Source organism: Limnomicrobium aquaticum, assembly GCF_040545545.1.
Classification (GTDB): domain Bacteria; phylum Pseudomonadota; class Alphaproteobacteria; order Rhizobiales; family Rhizobiaceae; genus Ensifer_A; species Ensifer_A aquaticum.
Genome location: NZ_JBEPMB010000004.1, coordinates 154,311 through 169,967 on the forward strand (window position 1 = coordinate 154,311; position 15,657 = coordinate 169,967).

Annotated in this window: 15 protein-coding genes; 8 read left to right on the forward strand and 7 right to left on the reverse strand. The window is 59.7% G+C overall.

What is annotated here, in order from left to right:
- From ABID16_RS14310 to ABID16_RS14330, 5 genes are all read right to left on the reverse strand, one after another.
- Complete coding sequence (locus ABID16_RS14310) at positions 1 to 453, reverse strand: hypothetical protein (protein ID WP_354557028.1); 453 nt, start codon at positions 451 to 453, stop codon at positions 1 to 3.
- Between the two features lies 1 nt (position 454).
- Positions 455 to 1,723, reverse strand: a complete 1,269-nt coding sequence (locus ABID16_RS14315) for an AAA family ATPase (protein ID WP_354557029.1) — start codon at positions 1,721 to 1,723, stop codon at positions 455 to 457.
- 96 nt (positions 1,724 to 1,819) lie between these two features.
- Positions 1,820 to 2,980 (reverse strand): nickel/cobalt transporter, encoded by a 1,161-nt coding sequence (locus ABID16_RS14320; protein WP_354557030.1) that lies wholly within the window; start codon positions 2,978 to 2,980, stop codon positions 1,820 to 1,822.
- The gene (locus ABID16_RS14325) at positions 2,974 to 3,618 is read right to left on the reverse strand and encodes a DUF1007 family protein (protein ID WP_354557031.1); all 645 of its coding nucleotides are present in this window, start codon (positions 3,616 to 3,618) and stop codon (positions 2,974 to 2,976) included. Before ABID16_RS14325 ends, ABID16_RS14320 begins: the two co-directional genes overlap by 7 nt.
- 130 nt (positions 3,619 to 3,748) lie before the next feature.
- Positions 3,749 to 4,639: a LysR family transcriptional regulator gene (locus tag ABID16_RS14330; RefSeq protein ID WP_354557032.1), complete on the reverse strand. Its 891-nt coding sequence runs from the start codon at positions 4,637 to 4,639 to the stop codon at positions 3,749 to 3,751.
- A gap of 606 nt (positions 4,640 to 5,245) precedes the next feature.
- On the opposite strand from ABID16_RS14330, the gene odc2 reads away from it, so the two are divergent.
- From odc2 to pstB, 6 genes are all read left to right on the forward strand, one after another.
- Positions 5,246 to 6,379, forward strand: a complete 1,134-nt coding sequence (gene odc2, locus ABID16_RS14335; protein ID WP_354557033.1) for an ornithine/lysine decarboxylase — start codon at positions 5,246 to 5,248, stop codon at positions 6,377 to 6,379.
- A 230-nt stretch (positions 6,380 to 6,609) separates the two neighbouring features.
- The gene (locus ABID16_RS14340; RefSeq protein ID WP_354557034.1) at positions 6,610 to 7,197 is read left to right on the forward strand and encodes a GNAT family N-acetyltransferase; all 588 of its coding nucleotides are present in this window, start codon (positions 6,610 to 6,612) and stop codon (positions 7,195 to 7,197) included.
- Between the two features lie 362 nt (positions 7,198 to 7,559).
- On the forward strand, positions 7,560 to 8,588 hold the full coding sequence (gene pstS / locus ABID16_RS14345) for a phosphate ABC transporter substrate-binding protein PstS (RefSeq protein ID WP_435532421.1): 1,029 nt from the start codon (positions 7,560 to 7,562) through the stop codon (positions 8,586 to 8,588).
- Positions 8,589 to 8,663: 75 nt separating this feature from the next.
- Positions 8,664 to 9,635: a phosphate ABC transporter permease subunit PstC gene (gene pstC / locus ABID16_RS14350; protein WP_354557035.1), complete on the forward strand. Its 972-nt coding sequence runs from the start codon at positions 8,664 to 8,666 to the stop codon at positions 9,633 to 9,635.
- Positions 9,636 to 9,645: 10 nt separating this feature from the next.
- Positions 9,646 to 10,497 (forward strand): phosphate ABC transporter permease PstA, encoded by an 852-nt coding sequence (gene pstA / locus ABID16_RS14355; protein WP_354557036.1) that lies wholly within the window; start codon positions 9,646 to 9,648, stop codon positions 10,495 to 10,497.
- Positions 10,498 to 10,530: 33 nt separating this feature from the next.
- Positions 10,531 to 11,358: a phosphate ABC transporter ATP-binding protein PstB gene (gene pstB, locus ABID16_RS14360; protein ID WP_435532427.1), complete on the forward strand. Its 828-nt coding sequence runs from the start codon at positions 10,531 to 10,533 to the stop codon at positions 11,356 to 11,358.
- 298 nt (positions 11,359 to 11,656) lie between these two features.
- Here pstB and ABID16_RS14365 read toward each other — a convergent pair whose 3' ends face one another.
- Both ABID16_RS14365 and epmA read right to left on the reverse strand, forming a co-directional pair.
- On the reverse strand, positions 11,657 to 12,697 hold the full coding sequence (locus ABID16_RS14365) for a lysine-2,3-aminomutase-like protein (protein WP_354557037.1): 1,041 nt from the start codon (positions 12,695 to 12,697) through the stop codon (positions 11,657 to 11,659).
- On the reverse strand, positions 12,694 to 13,746 hold the full coding sequence (epmA, locus tag ABID16_RS14370; protein ID WP_354557038.1) for an EF-P lysine aminoacylase EpmA: 1,053 nt from the start codon (positions 13,744 to 13,746) through the stop codon (positions 12,694 to 12,696). Before epmA ends, ABID16_RS14365 begins: the two co-directional genes overlap by 4 nt.
- A gap of 155 nt (positions 13,747 to 13,901) precedes the next feature.
- Between epmA and efp the strand changes: the two genes are divergently transcribed.
- Together efp and ABID16_RS14380 are read left to right on the forward strand one after the other, a co-directional pair.
- Complete coding sequence (efp, locus tag ABID16_RS14375) at positions 13,902 to 14,471, forward strand: elongation factor P (RefSeq protein ID WP_354557039.1); 570 nt, start codon at positions 13,902 to 13,904, stop codon at positions 14,469 to 14,471.
- A 299-nt stretch (positions 14,472 to 14,770) separates the two neighbouring features.
- The gene (locus tag ABID16_RS14380; protein ID WP_354557040.1) at positions 14,771 to 15,625 is read left to right on the forward strand and encodes an urea carboxylase-associated family protein; all 855 of its coding nucleotides are present in this window, start codon (positions 14,771 to 14,773) and stop codon (positions 15,623 to 15,625) included.
- The last annotated feature ends 32 nt before the right edge of the window (positions 15,626 to 15,657 follow it).

The following is a 15,657-nucleotide window of genomic DNA, read 5'->3' on the forward strand; positions in this document are numbered from 1 at the left end:
CTAAGATAAGATTTTTAGTCTGTTGGCGCGGTAGTTCGAACCGCTCTGAATGGTAGAAAAGCTCCTGTACCTTTTTTCAAGTACATCTTTCATACAGCTCTTGCACTTGGTTAGCCGCTTATCCTTAGTGAACACGAACGCGCCAGGCTTTTGAAAAGCTATAGCAAATATGTGCGGATCGTCACACGCATCTTCAGCATTCCAACGGGCGTTATTTTCAAGATTTTGAACGTGCCTAGAACACTGATTCACGTCGGTATCTTCTCTGCGCCCCTTATCTTTTAGCAATTTCAATAGCTGCAAAATTTTCGGATGATTCATCATCTCTCGACTGTATTTTTCAGCGTGACTATACAGGAAGACTACACGGGGAGAGGAAAGCATTTCTGGCAGGGCATCCTCCGTTAGCCATTTTTCGCCAGCGGCGCTCGCATCGATGAGGACTCTTGCCATGTTAAAACATTGTCCTCACAATTTCTTTGATAAAGAAGTCTTTGTAGTTTTCTGGAGCGTTGTCGAGAGAGCCATCGCTTCGTATCGGAATTTCAGTAACGCTGTTGCCATTCTTTGTATTTTCGCAAAACAAAATTGATGAAGGAAGATGTGTGGTATTCTCTTTGATGTTTACACGGTATCGATCAATTAAGAAGTCGCTATGAGTCTCGATTATGTATCTGATTCCCTTTGTGCTCATAGAGTACAAAAATTCACCCAGTGCAGCTTGAGCGATGGGATGTAAGTGCAACTCAGGTTGTTGAAGCAGCATAATGTCGCCATCAGGGCCGGTTGATCTGAAGGCTGATTCTATCACGAATGGAATAGCTTGAGAGACACCTATTCCAACTTGGCTGAGAAGGAAGTCTCGTCCACCTTTCTTTACTGTAACCAAAAGTGGGGGTTTTTTTACCTTTTTCGTCAGCTGGTCTATGCTGAGGTTCTCAAATAGCTGGCTTTCTCGCCCAAACTTCAACACGGGCTCTAGGAGTTCCGGCTGCTCGACTATCTTGAGGTCGTGCCACATGGTGGCGAAATGCCGCCCGTTCGCCAAAAACTTTCGGCTCATGTCGTAGAAGCGATCAGGCAACCCGCGCAAAGGACCTGTTTGCCAAGCTGACGGCAGCGCTGTGCTAGTCAATCCTCGCCCGACGGAGAGGACTAAATGCCTCTTCGATTTTCCTGCTGTCGCTAGAAGCTCTCCCAGATAAAACAGTGAATTAATCGACTGACTATCGCGGTTATCCTCGACGTTTAATCTATGAAATCCCTTATTTTCGTTGTGGAGCCTGAGCAAAGATGGCTCGTCAAAACCTGACTTGTCCGGAGCGAATCTCTCTATTTTATAGAATATTGAGTTTCTTTTTCTGACGAAAGTCAGACGAGATGAATCGTATACCGCTGTAAATCGCAACACTTGAGGCGGCATGTTGTGTTTGCTCTGTGTAAGGGTCACGAGCCGTGATAAAGGTTTCTTTGTATTTTCGGAAATAAATCCAATCGTTACGTCAGCATTGTCAAAATATGGGGAGAAAAAATCATATCTATCATATGCATAGTCTTCGTTAAGGCCTGGTGTCTCAAGCAGCTCCGTTCGACATACATATTCCGTCAGATGGAGTATGCTGCTCTTTCCGGAGCTGTTGTCGCCAACTAGGAATAAAGTCTTTCCAATGTCGAAGCTTATATCTTGAAAACCTCGAAAATTTCGCGCGAAAATCTTACTCACTCGTAGGGGCTCCCTCCCATACTCCTCTCAAGAGAGAGTATTAAGATTCGATTATGCAATCAAGCCGCGAAAAATTTTAACTGCCGCCACCTCGCCTCAATGCACAAACTGCCGAGTCGCCAGAAACAATATAATCCCCAGCGCCATGACGAAGAACGCGCCTGCGATCTCGATCGCCGTGCCGATCTTCTCCCCCGCCGTTCCGTTGCCTGCGAGCTTCACGGCCAGCCCCTTCGCTGACACGGCCAGGATCGCCAGCAGCGAGACGGTGATGGCGGTGCCCACCGACATGGCGAAGACGGAGAGGATGCCGCCGAGATAGAGGCTGTTGAGGAGCGAGAAGGTCACGACGATGATCGCGCCGGAGCAGGGGCGCAGGCCGACCGCGACGACGGCGGAGAAGGCTTCCTTGAGGCTGAAGTTCTCACCGCCGAGTGATTGCGGGGATGGCATGTGGGCGTGGCCGCATTCCTCGCAGAAATCGGCGACGGCTGTCCTGTTGGTTTTGCCGGAACCGAGGAGGGCGGTCGGCTGGGTGGTGCCGGGGCTCAGGCCGAAGCCTTTGAGGCTTGATTTCGCCGGCGCGAGGCGCTGAACGGTGGTGTGGTCGCAGGCACAATAGGCGTCGTCGTCATGCGCATGGAACTGCAGGCCTGCCGGCATGCCGGCCATGGCCGAAACGGGTGCGCGGGCGGATTTGCTGACAAGGCTGCGGACCTTGCGCACCAGCATCCAGAAGCCGAAGGCTGCGACCAGGAGGTAGCTTGCCTGTTCGAGGAAGTCGGTGGCGTTGGTCAGCGTGATCGAGGTGCCGCGCAGGATGAGATAGGCGGCACCGACGACGAGGAGCGCGGTGATGCCCTGCAGGAAGGAGGAGATGATCGCGATGAGGATGCCGCGTTTCAGCTGGATCTCGTTGGCGATCATGTAGGAGGAGATGACAGCCTTGCCGTGTCCCGGCCCTGCGGCATGGAAGACGCCGTAGAGGAAGGAGAGGCTGACCAGTGTCCAGAGTTTCCAGGGGTCCTGACGCATGGCGATCAGCGATTGCGTCAGCGCGCGGTAGAAGGTCTGCTGCTGCGCGTTCACCCAGGCGAGGAAGGGGCCGCCGAAGCCGGATGTGTTGAAGGAGGGCTCGGCGGTGCCGATGCCGAGGGGGGAGCCGGCATGAGCGGCGAGGGGCATCAGGAGGGGGGAGAGGATCGCGGCGGCGGCAAGCGCGAGCGCCAGGCGTTTCGTGGTCTTCGCGCTCAACATGTCACGTCGATCCGCGTTGCGAAAAGCTTGGACATCGTCGTCCCCATAGGGTCGTTGAAGAAGGCTTGCGTGAGCGTCTTCTGGTTCTGTGCGATCACCTCATCCGGGTTGGGCCGCACCACCTTGTGCTGGCAGGCCTTGAAGCCCGCGCCTTCGGCCACGATATCCTTGTCGGTGGCAAAGTCGAGCGAGGTGTAAAGCGTGGGGTCCCAGACGCCGAAGGTCATGTCGCCTTTCAGCGGCATGGGCGTTGCCGGCTTGACCGCGAAGAACATCAGAAGCTGCCCGTCCTTGTAATCGACATTGATGACCTCGGGCGGCGCGATGTCGATCTTCTTCCCGTTCTGCGTGATGTTCGTATAGTAGTCGAAATCGGCGAGCGACTGTTTCACCGTCGTGCCGACAGCCTTCAGCTCGTCCGGGTCGAGCTTCAGGTTCTTGTTCTTGTCGAAATCCAGAAGCACGGTCGAGGAGAAGACTTCGTCGAAACGCCAGACGTTTCTGAGTTCCTTGATATTCCCGTCGTCGCCGGCGACGACCTCCAGCCTTGCCTCTACGAAGATATGCGGATGCGCGAACGCTGCGGCGGGAACCATAAGTCCCATCAGCGTCGTGAGAATGGCAAGCTTGCGGGTCATGGAACCATCGTCAGTCGAGTTTCAGGCGTCGGTCAGGGGTTCTGATTGGTCCCCAATCTGGACGAAAATGAGCCCGGCGCGCCCCACACCGTGTCGCGGCACCATGTCACGACGCAACTCTCCGGCAAAGTTACAATTTTTTAAACCAGGCCTGCAGGAAGTCGACAAAGGTGCGCACCTTGGCTGGCAGGTGGCGGCGATGCGGGTAGACGGCATAGATGCCGCGGTCGCTCGGCAGGTATTCGTTGAAGAGGACCACAAGTTCGCCGCTCTCAATATGCTTGCGGGCGACGAAGTCGGGCAGCAGTGCCACGCCCAGGCCTGCCAGCGCGCCGCGCAGCGTTGCGGTCGGGCTGTTCACCTCGATCGGGCCGGAGACCTGAACGGAGAAGGAAGAGCCGTCCGGTTCGAAAAAACGCAGCACGCCCTTACGGCGGCTGTTCGAATCGATAAGGCAGGGCACGTTTGCCAGCGCAGTCGGATGCTCAAGCCCCTTGTGACGCGCGATGAATTCCGGGGTTGCGCAGATGTTCAGACCGAAATCTGTGATCTTGCGGGCAATCAGGCCGGAATCTTCGAGCTTCGTCACGCGGATGGCGAGGTCGAAGCCTTCCTCGACCAGATCGACGAACCGATCCTCCGCCATGATTTCCAGCGACAGGTCCGGATGCAGCTTGGCAAAGTCGATGAGACAGTGGCCGACATCGGCATCCACGAAGGTGCGGGGCACGGAGACCTTCAGCCGGCCCTTGAGGTCCGTGTTATTTTCGCGCACCAAATCGGCGAGTTCGTCGATCTCCTTGAGGATTTCCGACGCGGATCGATAGTAGGTCTTGCCGGCTTCGGTGAGCGAAAACTGGCGGGTGGTGCGGTTCAGAAGGAGAGCGCCGAGCTCGTCTTCCAGCTCGCGTACATATTTGGAAAGCAGCGCTTTGGAACGTCCGAGCTTGCGGGCAGCGGCTGAGAAGCCCTCCGCGTCCACGACGTCGATGAAGGCCCTGATCCGCGTGAGAGTATCCATTTTGCCTCGCTTTATTTTTCCGCGAATATAGGGGATCGGTACGACCCATTTCAATCGGTCGAAAAAAATTGGCCCCGATCAAAAAAACTCTTGATTACGACAGCGAATATTCTTATCTCCGCGGTTGCCCAAAGTCGCACGTGCCTGTGGGTGTCCGCCGACCCTCGAACTGAGATTTAATCTCTAAGGTGAGGTCATCGGTAAGGTACCTGGAACTAACCGCTCCAGTCGCTACTCCGGCCAACCGGGAAATGCGAGGACATCTTGAAGCAACGACGGTGCGGGCCTTTCTGGTGTCTGCCGGCTTTCCAACAGCCGGGGTTACTGAAGAGGCACACCTTCATTGCCGGAAGTGCGGTCGGGTTCTCCCCTCCAATCCAAGGCAGACAAAGTGAATGATCGCTCTCGCTAGAGCGTTTGTTCGTCATTCGCGTTTGCGTTTCGCTCAGGTTCCGGGGTCTCCACCGGCTGGTGCCTGATCGCATCGTCATCCGCGCTTTGTCCTTCGGGTCTATCTGTAGTCCCGAAGCCATGCCATTCCGACGCCCCGCGCCATGAGCAGCTCGGGACGAAGGGCCTTTGACTCTGGATTTTTGGAGACCCGCCATGACCTCGCAGCGCATCCTCGACTTTTTCAAGACCCGCCAGCCGGAAGGTCCGTGCCTCGTCGTCGATCTCGATGTCGTCGCCGGCAATTTCAAGGCATTTCGTCATGCCCTGCCGGACAGCCATATCTATTATGCGGTCAAGGCGAACCCCGCTCCGGAAGTGCTGCGTCTGCTCGCAGGCCTCGGTTCCAATTTCGATTGCGCGTCCGTCGCTGAGATCGAAATGGCGCTCGACGCCGGCGCGACGGCTGCCCGTATTTCCTTCGGTAACACGATCAAGAAAGAACGCGACGTCGCCCGCGCCCATGCGCTCGGCGTCAACCTCTTTGCGGTCGACAGCCACGAGGAAGTCGAGAAGATTGCGCGTGCCGCTCCCGGCGCCCGCGTCTTTTGCCGCGTGCTGACCAATGGCGAAGGCGCGGAATGGCCGCTGTCGCGCAAGTTCGGCTGCGTGCCGCAGATGGCCGTCGACGTGCTCGTCTATGCGCATCAGCTGGGTCTCGAATCCTTCGGCGTCTCGTTCCATGTCGGTTCGCAGATGACCAAGGTCGACGCCTGGGATGCCGCACTCGCAGACGCCAAGCGCGTCTTCGTGTCGCTCGCCAAGCAGGGCATCGAGCTGAAGATGGTCAACATGGGCGGCGGCTTCCCGACGAAGTACCTGAAGGACGTGCCGACGGCGCAGGCCTACGGTCAGGCGATCTTCGCATCGCTCTCCAGGCATTTCGGCAACCGGATCCCGATGACCATCATCGAGCCGGGCCGCGGCATGGTCGGCAATGCGGGCGTGATCAAGTCGGAAGTGGTTCTGATCTCGAAGAAGTCGGACAATGACGAGCATCGCTGGGTCTTCCTCGACATCGGCAAGTTCGGCGGTCTGGCGGAAACGATGGACGAAGCCATCCGTTATCCGATCCGCACGGAGCGCGATGCGGACGACATGGGCCTTTGCGTTCTGGCTGGCCCGACCTGTGATTCCGCGGATGTCATGTACGAGAAGAACATGTATCCGCTGCCGCTTTCGCTCACCATCGGTGACGAGGTGCTGATCGAAGGCACGGGCGCCTATACGACGACCTACTCGGCCGTCGCCTTCAACGGTTTCGAGCCGCTGAAGTCCTACTGCATCTGATCGATCCGTCCCGGCTGGTCCGGGACGCTTCAATCCCGCCGCGAAACCGTCACAAAACCTTCATCTGCCGTTCAGACACGGTCGGCTAAAACGGGTTCCAGGCTGAATTGATAAAGGTTTGGAAGCAGATCGGTCGATAAGGACCTGACGCCGTCGCCCTTTCCGGGGCGCGGCATTCACCCCAAGATATCCGGGCCGCATTGAGCGGTATTGAAGTTCGGGAGGCCACGATGGCCCTTGTTCTTGACGTCCTCCGCGCGAAAAACGCGCCTGAATTCACCATCGAGCCGGAAGCTGCCGGCGATGTCGTCGCGCGCGAGCGTCTTCTGGATGCCGCCATGGGCCCGAACCGCCGCAAGAAGTCGTCCGAGAAAATTCGCCGTGGCCGTCTGCCGGCTGAGGGCCTGGCTTTCGTTGCCCGCGACCGCGCCGGCCATGTTATCGGCACCGTGCGTCTGTGGAACGTCCATGCTGGCATCACCCCGGGCGGCGCGCCGCTTCCCGCGCTGCTGCTTGGCCCGCTGGCCGTCGATGCCGCTCATGAGGGCAATGGCATTGGTGCGGCGCTGATGCGTGCTTCCATCTTCGAAGCCCGCCGGCTCGGCCATGGGGCGATCCTGCTTGTTGGCGATGCGCCTTACTATGAGCGGTTCGGTTTCTTTTCCGACAAGACCTCGACGCTGATGATGCCGGGCCCTTTCGAGCGCTCGCGCTTTCTCGCGCTGGAGCTGGAAGACGGCTGGCTCAAGGGCGCTGCAGGCGTTCTTGTCCCTTGCGGCCGCAGGCTTTCGGTTGCCCCGATCAAGAAGGCGGCCTGAACCGTCCGAGGTCATGCGTCTGATTATGCCGGCTCTGAAAGGGGCCGGCATTTTTGCGTCCGCAGGGGCGCCGTAGTGCCCCGAGTGTGAGACTCTTCTGCATTGCAACGGCATTGTTACAATGCCTGTCGTAATAGGCGCCGGCGCCGGTCACGCCGCCGCGTTGGCGCGATTATAGTTAATCATTTGATAACATTTGCTTTTCCTGGCCACGCCTGCGGCCCGATTTGGGCTGTCATATATCCTTCATACAAGTGTCACATAAGCGTAACTCCTGGAGCCTAATGAACCCCCGAAGCCGTGGTCCTTATGAGAGGGGGGCGGCCTAAAAGGAATTACCATCACGTACAGGGAGAACTGCCGTGAACCTCATCCGCAAATTCGCAGCTGGCGCTGCTGCTGCCGCTCTTAGCCTCACGCTTGCCGGCGCATCGCTGGCTGCCGACATCACCGGCGCAGGCTCGAGCTTCATCAACCCGGTTCTGTCCAAGTGGGCTGAAGGCTACAAGGCTGCCACGAGCAACACCGTGAACTACCAGTCGGTCGGTTCGGGCGCCGGCATCAAGCAGCTGCTGGCCAAGACTGTTGTCTTCGGCGCAACCGACAAGCCGATGAGCGATGGCGATCTCGAGAAGAACGGCCTTGCGCAGTTCCCGATGATCTCCGGCGGCATCGTCGTCACCTATAACATCGACGGCGTAAAGCCGGGCGAACTGGTCTTCGACGGCGAGACGCTTTCCGGCATCTTCCTTGGCAAGATCACCAAGTGGGACGACGCTGCTCTCAAGAAGCTGAACCCCGATGCCAAGCTGCCGTCCACGCCGATCTCCGTCGTTTACCGCGCTGACGGTTCGGGCACGACCTTCAACTTCACGAACTACCTCTCGAAGGTATCGCCGGAGTGGAAGGAAAAGGTTGGTTCGGACACGGCCGTTCAGTGGCCGGTCGGCTTCGGCGCCAAGGGCTCTGAAGGCGTCTCCACGACGGTTGCCCAGACTGCCGGCTCGATCTCCTACGTCGAGTACTCCTACGTTGTTGCCAACAAGATGGGCTTCTCGAAGATGAAGAACGCTGCCGGCAAGGTTGTTGAGCCGAAGCTCGACACCTTCACTGCTGCTGCTGCCAACGCTGACTGGAAGGGCGCGAAGAACTTCAACGTCATCGTCACCAACCAGCCGGGCGACAACACCTGGCCGATCGCCGCTTCGACTTGGGTTGTTCTCTACAAGCAGCCGGCCGACAAGGCTCTGAACGATGGCGCGCTCGACTTCTTCAAGTGGGCCTATGAAAAGGGCCAGAAGGACGCAACCTCGCTCAACTACGTTGCTATCCCGGACTCCGTCTCCAAGGTTGTGATGGAATCCTGGAAGAAGGACTTCGGCACGAAGTAATAGGCGCTACGGCGCAAAATTGGCGGACAGAGATAATCTCTGTCCGCTTTTCATGACCGGGACAGGGGTTGCAGAATGGTCGATGCGACAAACGGGGCTGATTTTTCGAGGGTGGATGTTGCTGCCATCACGAAAACCTTCAAGCTACAGGACCGTATTTTCTTCTTCATGACACTGGCATCGGCCGCACTCGTCGTTCTGATGCTGCTCGCCATTCTTGTCGTTCTCGTGATCGACGCTCTGCCGACGTTCCAGACTTATGGGTTGTCCTTCCTTTGGGGCACGGTCTGGAGTGCGCCCACCGAGAAGTTCGGTGCCGTTCCCGCCGTTATGGGCACGCTGATCAGCTCTCTGATCGCCATGCTCATTGCCGTGCCGATCTCCTTCGGCATTGCCATCTTCCTGACGGAGCTTTGCCCCGGTCCGCTGCGCCGCCCGATCGGGACGGCCATTGAGCTGCTCGCCGGCGTTCCTTCCATCATCTACGGTATCGTGGGCCTCTTCGTGCTCGTGCCGCTGATGCAGCTTTACATTTTGCCCTTCCTGATCGCGACGATCGGCCAGGTTCCGGTCATCGGCTATCTGTTCCAGCCGCCGGCACCGGGCGTGGGCCTTCTGACTGCCAGCCTCGTGCTCGCCATCATGGTCCTGCCCTTCATCACCGCCATCACCCGCGACGTCTTCCTGACCGTTCCGCCGATGCTGCGTGAGTCCGCCTACGGCATGGGCATGACGACCTGGGAAGTGGCCCGCAACATCCTGATCCCCTATACCCGCCGCGGTCTCGTCGGCGGCGTCATGCTCGGTCTCGGGCGTGCGCTCGGCGAAACCATGGCCGTGACATTCGTGGTCGGTTCGGTCACGCGCCTTCAGGCCTCCATCATCTCGCCCTCGACCACGATCTCCGCGCAGATCGCCAACACGTTCGGTGAAGCCGACGGGTTGCAGCTTTCAAGCCTGATTGCCCTTGGTCTCCTGCTCTTCATCCTGTCGTTCTGCGTACTTGCGCTGGCGAAGTGGATGATCGGCCGCTCTGACTCCTTCTGAGGATTGACCCATGGAAGATACCATTCGTCAAAACATCATGTCGCGGCGTTACGGGCGTAACCGCCTGATGATGACGCTCTCCGTCGTCGCCGCCGGCCTCGGCATGTTTTTCCTCGCCATCATCCTCGGCACGCTGCTGTTCCACGGTGTTTCGTCGCTCAGCCTCGACGTCTTCACGATGAGCATTCCGGCCGAAGGCTCGCGTGGCGGTCTGCTCAACGCGATGTACGGCACGGCCATGGTGACCTTCTTCGCCATCCTGATTGCCGCCCCGATCGGCATTCTCGCCGGAACCTATCTGATTGAGTACGCCAACGGCTCGAAGCTGGCAGAAGTCGCGAAGTTCATCAACGACATCCTGCTTTCCGCACCTTCGATCATCATCGGCGTGTTCGTCTATGGGGCCATCGTCGTGCCGATGCGCGGCAACTCGGCCATTGCCGGTATTGCGGCGCTGGCTCTGATCGCGCTGCCTGTCGTCAACCGCACGACGCAGGACATGTTGCTGCTGGTGCCGAATGCATTGCGCGAAGCAACCGCAGCCCTCGGTGCGCCGCGCTGGAAGTCGATGACCCACGTCATATACAGGTCCGCCTGGACCGGTATCCTCACCGGCATCCTGCTCGCCGTTGCCCGTATCAGCGGTGAAACGGCGCCGCTTCTCTTCACGGCCGGCTATTCCAAGTTCATGAATGCCGGCTTCACCGGACCGATTGCCACGCTGCCTGTTGCGATCAATACTCTTGCCGCCGATCCGGGTGAGGATCTGAAGCGTCTGGCCTGGGCTGGCGCACTCATCATCACCGTCGCGATCCTCGCCATCAACATCATTGCCCGCCTGATGGGCGGCCGCCGCCAGTGACGCGGACGCAACGATAGGACTGGAATTATGAACATGACCGATATGAATTCCCAGAGCGTCATCCAGAACCGTGGTGGCTCCTTTGGTCCGGCCGATCTCGAAATGCCGGTCAAGGTTGAAGTCAAGAACCTGGATTTCACCTACCAGAACGGCCATCGCGTTCTGAAGAACGTCAACATGAAGATCCGCGACAAGACGGTCACCGCCTTCATCGGCCCGTCGGGCTGCGGCAAGTCCACCCTGCTGCGCACCTTCAACCGCATGTACGATCTCTATCCGGGCCAGAAGGTCGAGGGCGAAATCCTGCTCGATGGCAAGAACATCCTTTCCAAGGACGTCGATCTCAACAACCTGCGCGCCAAGGTTGGCATGGTGTTCCAGAAGCCGACGCCGTTCCCGATGTCGATCTATGAAAACATCGCTTTCGGCATCCGCCTTTACGAGAAGATCTCGAAGTCGGAAATGAATGACCGCGTCGAAGCCGCCCTCACGGAAGCCGCCCTGTGGACCGAAGTGAAGGACAAGATCAACCAGTCGGGCCTCGGCCTGTCTGGCGGTCAGCAGCAGCGCCTCTGCATCGCCCGCGCGATTGCCGTCAAGCCGTCGGTCCTGCTGCTTGACGAGCCGGCCTCTGCGCTCGACCCGATCTCGACCGCGAAGATTGAGGAGTTGATCGAATCGCTCCGTTCGCAGTATTGCATCGCCATCGTGACGCATAACATGCAGCAGGCAGCTCGTACTTCGCAGTACACCGCCTTCATGTATCTCGGCGAACTGGTTGAATTCGACAGTACCGACAAGCTCTTCAGCGCGCCGAGCCAGCAGCGCACGAGCGACTACATCACCGGCCGCTTTGGCTGAGTGGACCGATCCGGAACGTTCGCGTTCCTGCCGGCGGGTTGTCTGGAGGCGACCCGCCGGTTTTTGTTTGTGGCAGAGTCTTGTCGCGGTGCCTGTCGGTGATTGTAGCCCCGCCTCTGTCCTGCCGGACATCTGCCCCGCAAGAGGGGAGATTGCCAGAGGCGGCGCTACATCCGTCTCCCCCCTTGTGGGGGAGATGGCGGCAGCCAGAGGGGGACTTTGCCAAAGGCGCCGAGCAAACGGAAAAAGACCCCTCCCCAACCCTCCCCACAAGGGGAGGTAGAGTGACCGTCGTGCCTTACCCCGGATACCGATGCCGCCCGCCGCGAAAATCGGTGACGGCAAGCCCGCTCTCGTCCACCGTATGCTCGGCCGCATTCACATAGGCCTTGCCGTGGCCGCCCGGAATATCCAGCACGTAATGCGGCTGGCAGAGGCCGGAAAGCCGGCCGCGCAAGGATGCCACTAGCGTCTGGCCTTCCTCGACCGTCAGACGAAAATGCCCGGTTCCGGGTGCAAGGTCCGGATGGTGGAGGTAATAGGGCTTGATGCGGTTTTCGACGAAGGTCCGCATCAGTTGCGCCAGAACCTCCGCATCGTCGTTGACGCCCTTGAGCAGCACCGACTGGCTGACCATGGCGATGCCGGCGTCGGTGAGCCGTGCGCATGCCCTGCGGCCCGCGTTGGTAAACTCGTCTGCATGATTGGCGTGGAGCGCCACATAGATGGTCTTGCCCGTAGCCCTGAGTAACGCGATCAGCTCGCCGGAAATCCGCTCTGGATCGACCAGCGGCACGCGCGAATGGATGCGGATGACCTTGACATGATCGATCTTGCTCAGCGGTTCCAGCAGCCGCTCCAGCCGGCGGGGCGAGAGCACGAGCGGGTCGCCGCCTGTCAGGATGACTTCCCAGATCTCCTCATGTTCACGGATATAGGCGAGTGCCGCGTCCAGCTTCTCGGCCACCAGCAGCCCGTCACCCGTGGGGCCGACCATTTCGCGGCGGAAGCAGAAGCGGCAATAGACCGGGCAGACATGCACGGCCTTCAGGAGAACCCGATCCGGGTAGCGATGCACGACGCCTTCGACGGGCGTGAAGCGCCTGTCGGAAATCGGGTCGGCGCTTTCCTCCGGCAGGGTGTCGAGTTCGCGCGCGTCGGGGATGAATTGCCGCGCCATGGCGCTGTCCGCTCCGGTGCGCTCGATCAGCGCCGCCATTTCCGGCGTCACAGCAACGGCATAGCGCGCCGCCACCGCCTCAAGGGCAGGCGACGGCGTGACGAGACCGGCGAGTGCCAGATCGTCCAGCGAGTTCAGCGAAACGCCGGCCTTGATCATGGCGCGTACTCCGCGACCGTCGTCCAGATGACATCCTCGATCCGCCGCGCGCCGGTTGCGAGCATGGCCAGCCGGTCGAAGCCGAGCGCGATGCCGCTCGCGTCGGGCATGATCGCCAGCGCGTCCAGAAAATCCTCATCCAGCGGATAGCGCTCACCATAGATGCGGGCCTTCTCCGCCATTTCCATCTCGAAGCGCCGGCGCTGCTCTGCGGCGTCCGTCAGTTCCCCGAAGGCGTTGGCGATTTCGACGCCGCAGGCGTAAAGCTCGAAGCGCTCGGCCACGCGGGCATCGTGCGGCGCGCGGCGCGCAAGGGCGGCTTCGGCGACCGGATATTCGCAGAGGATCGTGGCGCGGCCCTGTCCCAGATGCGGCTCGACCTTGCCGACGATGACCTTGGAGAAGAGGTCCGCCCAGGTGTCGTCATCGGAAACGGAAAGGCCGAGCGTGCGCATCTGCGCCGCCAGCGCCTCGCGATCGGTCGTGCCGTCGGGGAGGATCGTCGCCAGAAGGTCGATTTGGGCATGGCGGGTGAAGGCATCCGCCACGGTCAGCCGCTCTGGTTCCGCAAATGGGTCGCATTCGTGGCCGGCAAAGCGGAAGCGGTCTATGCCTGTAGTTCGGACGGCAAGCGCCAGAAGGTCGGCGCAGTCGCTCATCAGCTGATCATAGGTCTCGCCGGCGCGATACCATTCCAGCATGGTGAATTCGGGATGGTGCAGAGGGCCGCGCTCGCGGTTGCGCCAGACATGGGCGAAGGTGCAGAGCCGCTTTTCGCCGGCGGCGAGCAACTTCTTGGCGGCGAATTCCGGCGATGTGTGGAGATAGAAGGGGAGCGCCCGGCCGTCGATGGTCAGCGCCTGGGTCTCAAAGGCATGCAGATGCGCCTCGTTGCCCGGCGAGACCTGAAGCGCTGCCGTCTCGACCTCGACGAAGTCGCGCTCGGCAAACCACGCCCGAAAGGCGACCATGAGCTTGTTTCGGCCCATCAGGAAAGGCCGGCGGTCGGCATGGATATGCGGCTGCCACCAGGGGCTGGCGCTGGTCATGGCTCGGTTCACCTGTCGCTCCGGGCGAATTCTTCGCGTCCGGACTGGCGTTTTCATCGAAATTGCGTTAGTGCGGCCCGCAACGGAATTCAAGAACGCGCGCGGGGCCTTTCCGGTCCTTTAAGGTGCGTTTCATCGAGATACAAGGACGTCTTATGGTCAAGATCATCGCCTCGTCGGTCCGCAAGGGCAATGTCCTCGAAGTCGAGGGCAAGCTTTATGTCGTTCTGACCGCTCAGAACTTCCATCCCGGCAAGGGGACGCCGGTCACGCAGGTCGACATGCGCCGCATCGTCGACGGTGTGAAGGTGTCGGAGCGCTGGAAGACGACCGAGCAGGTTGAGCGCGCCTTCGTGGAAGACTCTGCGCATTCCTTCCTCTATTCGGACGACGAAGGCTTCCACTTCATGAACCCGGAAAACTATGACCAGCTGGTCATGGACAAGGAATCCGTTGGCGATGCGGCGGCCTATCTCGAAGAAGGCATGAGCGTCATTCTCTCGGTGCATGAAGGCCGCGCGCTGGCGCTCGAACTACCGCGCCACGCGACGCTCGAAATCATGGAAACCGAGCCTGTCGTCAAGGGCCAGACGGCTTCGTCGTCCTACAAGCCGGCGATCCTGTCGAACGGTGTCCGCACGCTGGTTCCGGGCCACATCACTCCCGGCACGCGCGTCGTCATCCTGACGGAAGACGGTTCCTACGTGGAACGCGCCAAGGATTGATTGGGGCGAAACCCCGCTTGAATGACAAAGGGCGCTCAACCCGGACCGGGGAGCGCCCTTTGTTTTTACCCGGACAATCGCGAACGCGCAGCCGAACGGCGCAGCAGGCGATCTTCGATGACGGGTGGTGAGTGATAGATAAGAGGCCGGATCGGGAATTCAAGACCTCGCGAACGGTCGTACCTTGGACCGCCTTGATAGCTTGACGGATCGCTGATCCACAGGCGGCGGGGGCAGGGTTCTTGCCAGGCGCGGGCGAAGGCGTAAACGTGAGGCTCGCGTTCAACCGGAGCCTTCGCATGTCCCTCGATACCCGTCCCGTACCGCCTGCCGATGCCGCCGCGCGCCGCGCCGTCAAGCCCGTCGTCTGCTATCCGGTCGAAACGCTGCCTGTGCCGGACATGGATCGGCTTTTCGCCGTGCGGGAGACGCTGACGAAGATCGACGAGGTCATTGTGCCGCCGCGCGAGGGCAAGGCGTTCAGCGTGCCGAAGGGGCATTTCTTCCGCATCGCCAGCATCGAGGGACCGCAGGTCGGCGACCTCAATCTCTGGAATGCCCACGATCTCAACGAGCGCTTCTTCAGCGGCAAGACGCGGGCGCTGCATGCGACCCATATCACGACCGGCAATCGGCTCTGGAGCAATCTGCCCAACCTGCGCCCCATGGCCACGATCACCCACGACACGCTCGGCTGGTATGGTTTCGATGAATATGGTGGCGGCGTCCACGATGTTATAGGCACGCGCTGCGATCCCTATACGCACCGGCTGCTTTCCGGCGGCGACTACCATCATTGCTGCCATTCCAACCTTTGCGGGGCGCTGTCGGAGGCGCGGGGCATCACGATGAAGGAGGCGGAGCCTTATGTTCACGATGTGCTTAACGTCTTCATGTGTACCGGCTTTACGCATGACACCCATCAGTATTTCATGAAGGCGAGCCCGGTGCGGCCGGGTGATTTCCTGGAAATGTTCGCGGAGATCGATCTGCTCGGCGGTCTTTCGGCGTGTCCGGGTGGCGATTGCAGTTCCGAGCATTCCAGCGATACGGCGGCCTGCCATCCGCTGAAGGTCGAGGTGTTCCGGCCGGACATGGCGCTGCTCGCCGACTGGCCGTTCCCGGAGCGCAATGCCTATCGCGGCAGGCCGTGAAGGCTTGAAAAGAAAAAAGGCGGCGCAGATTA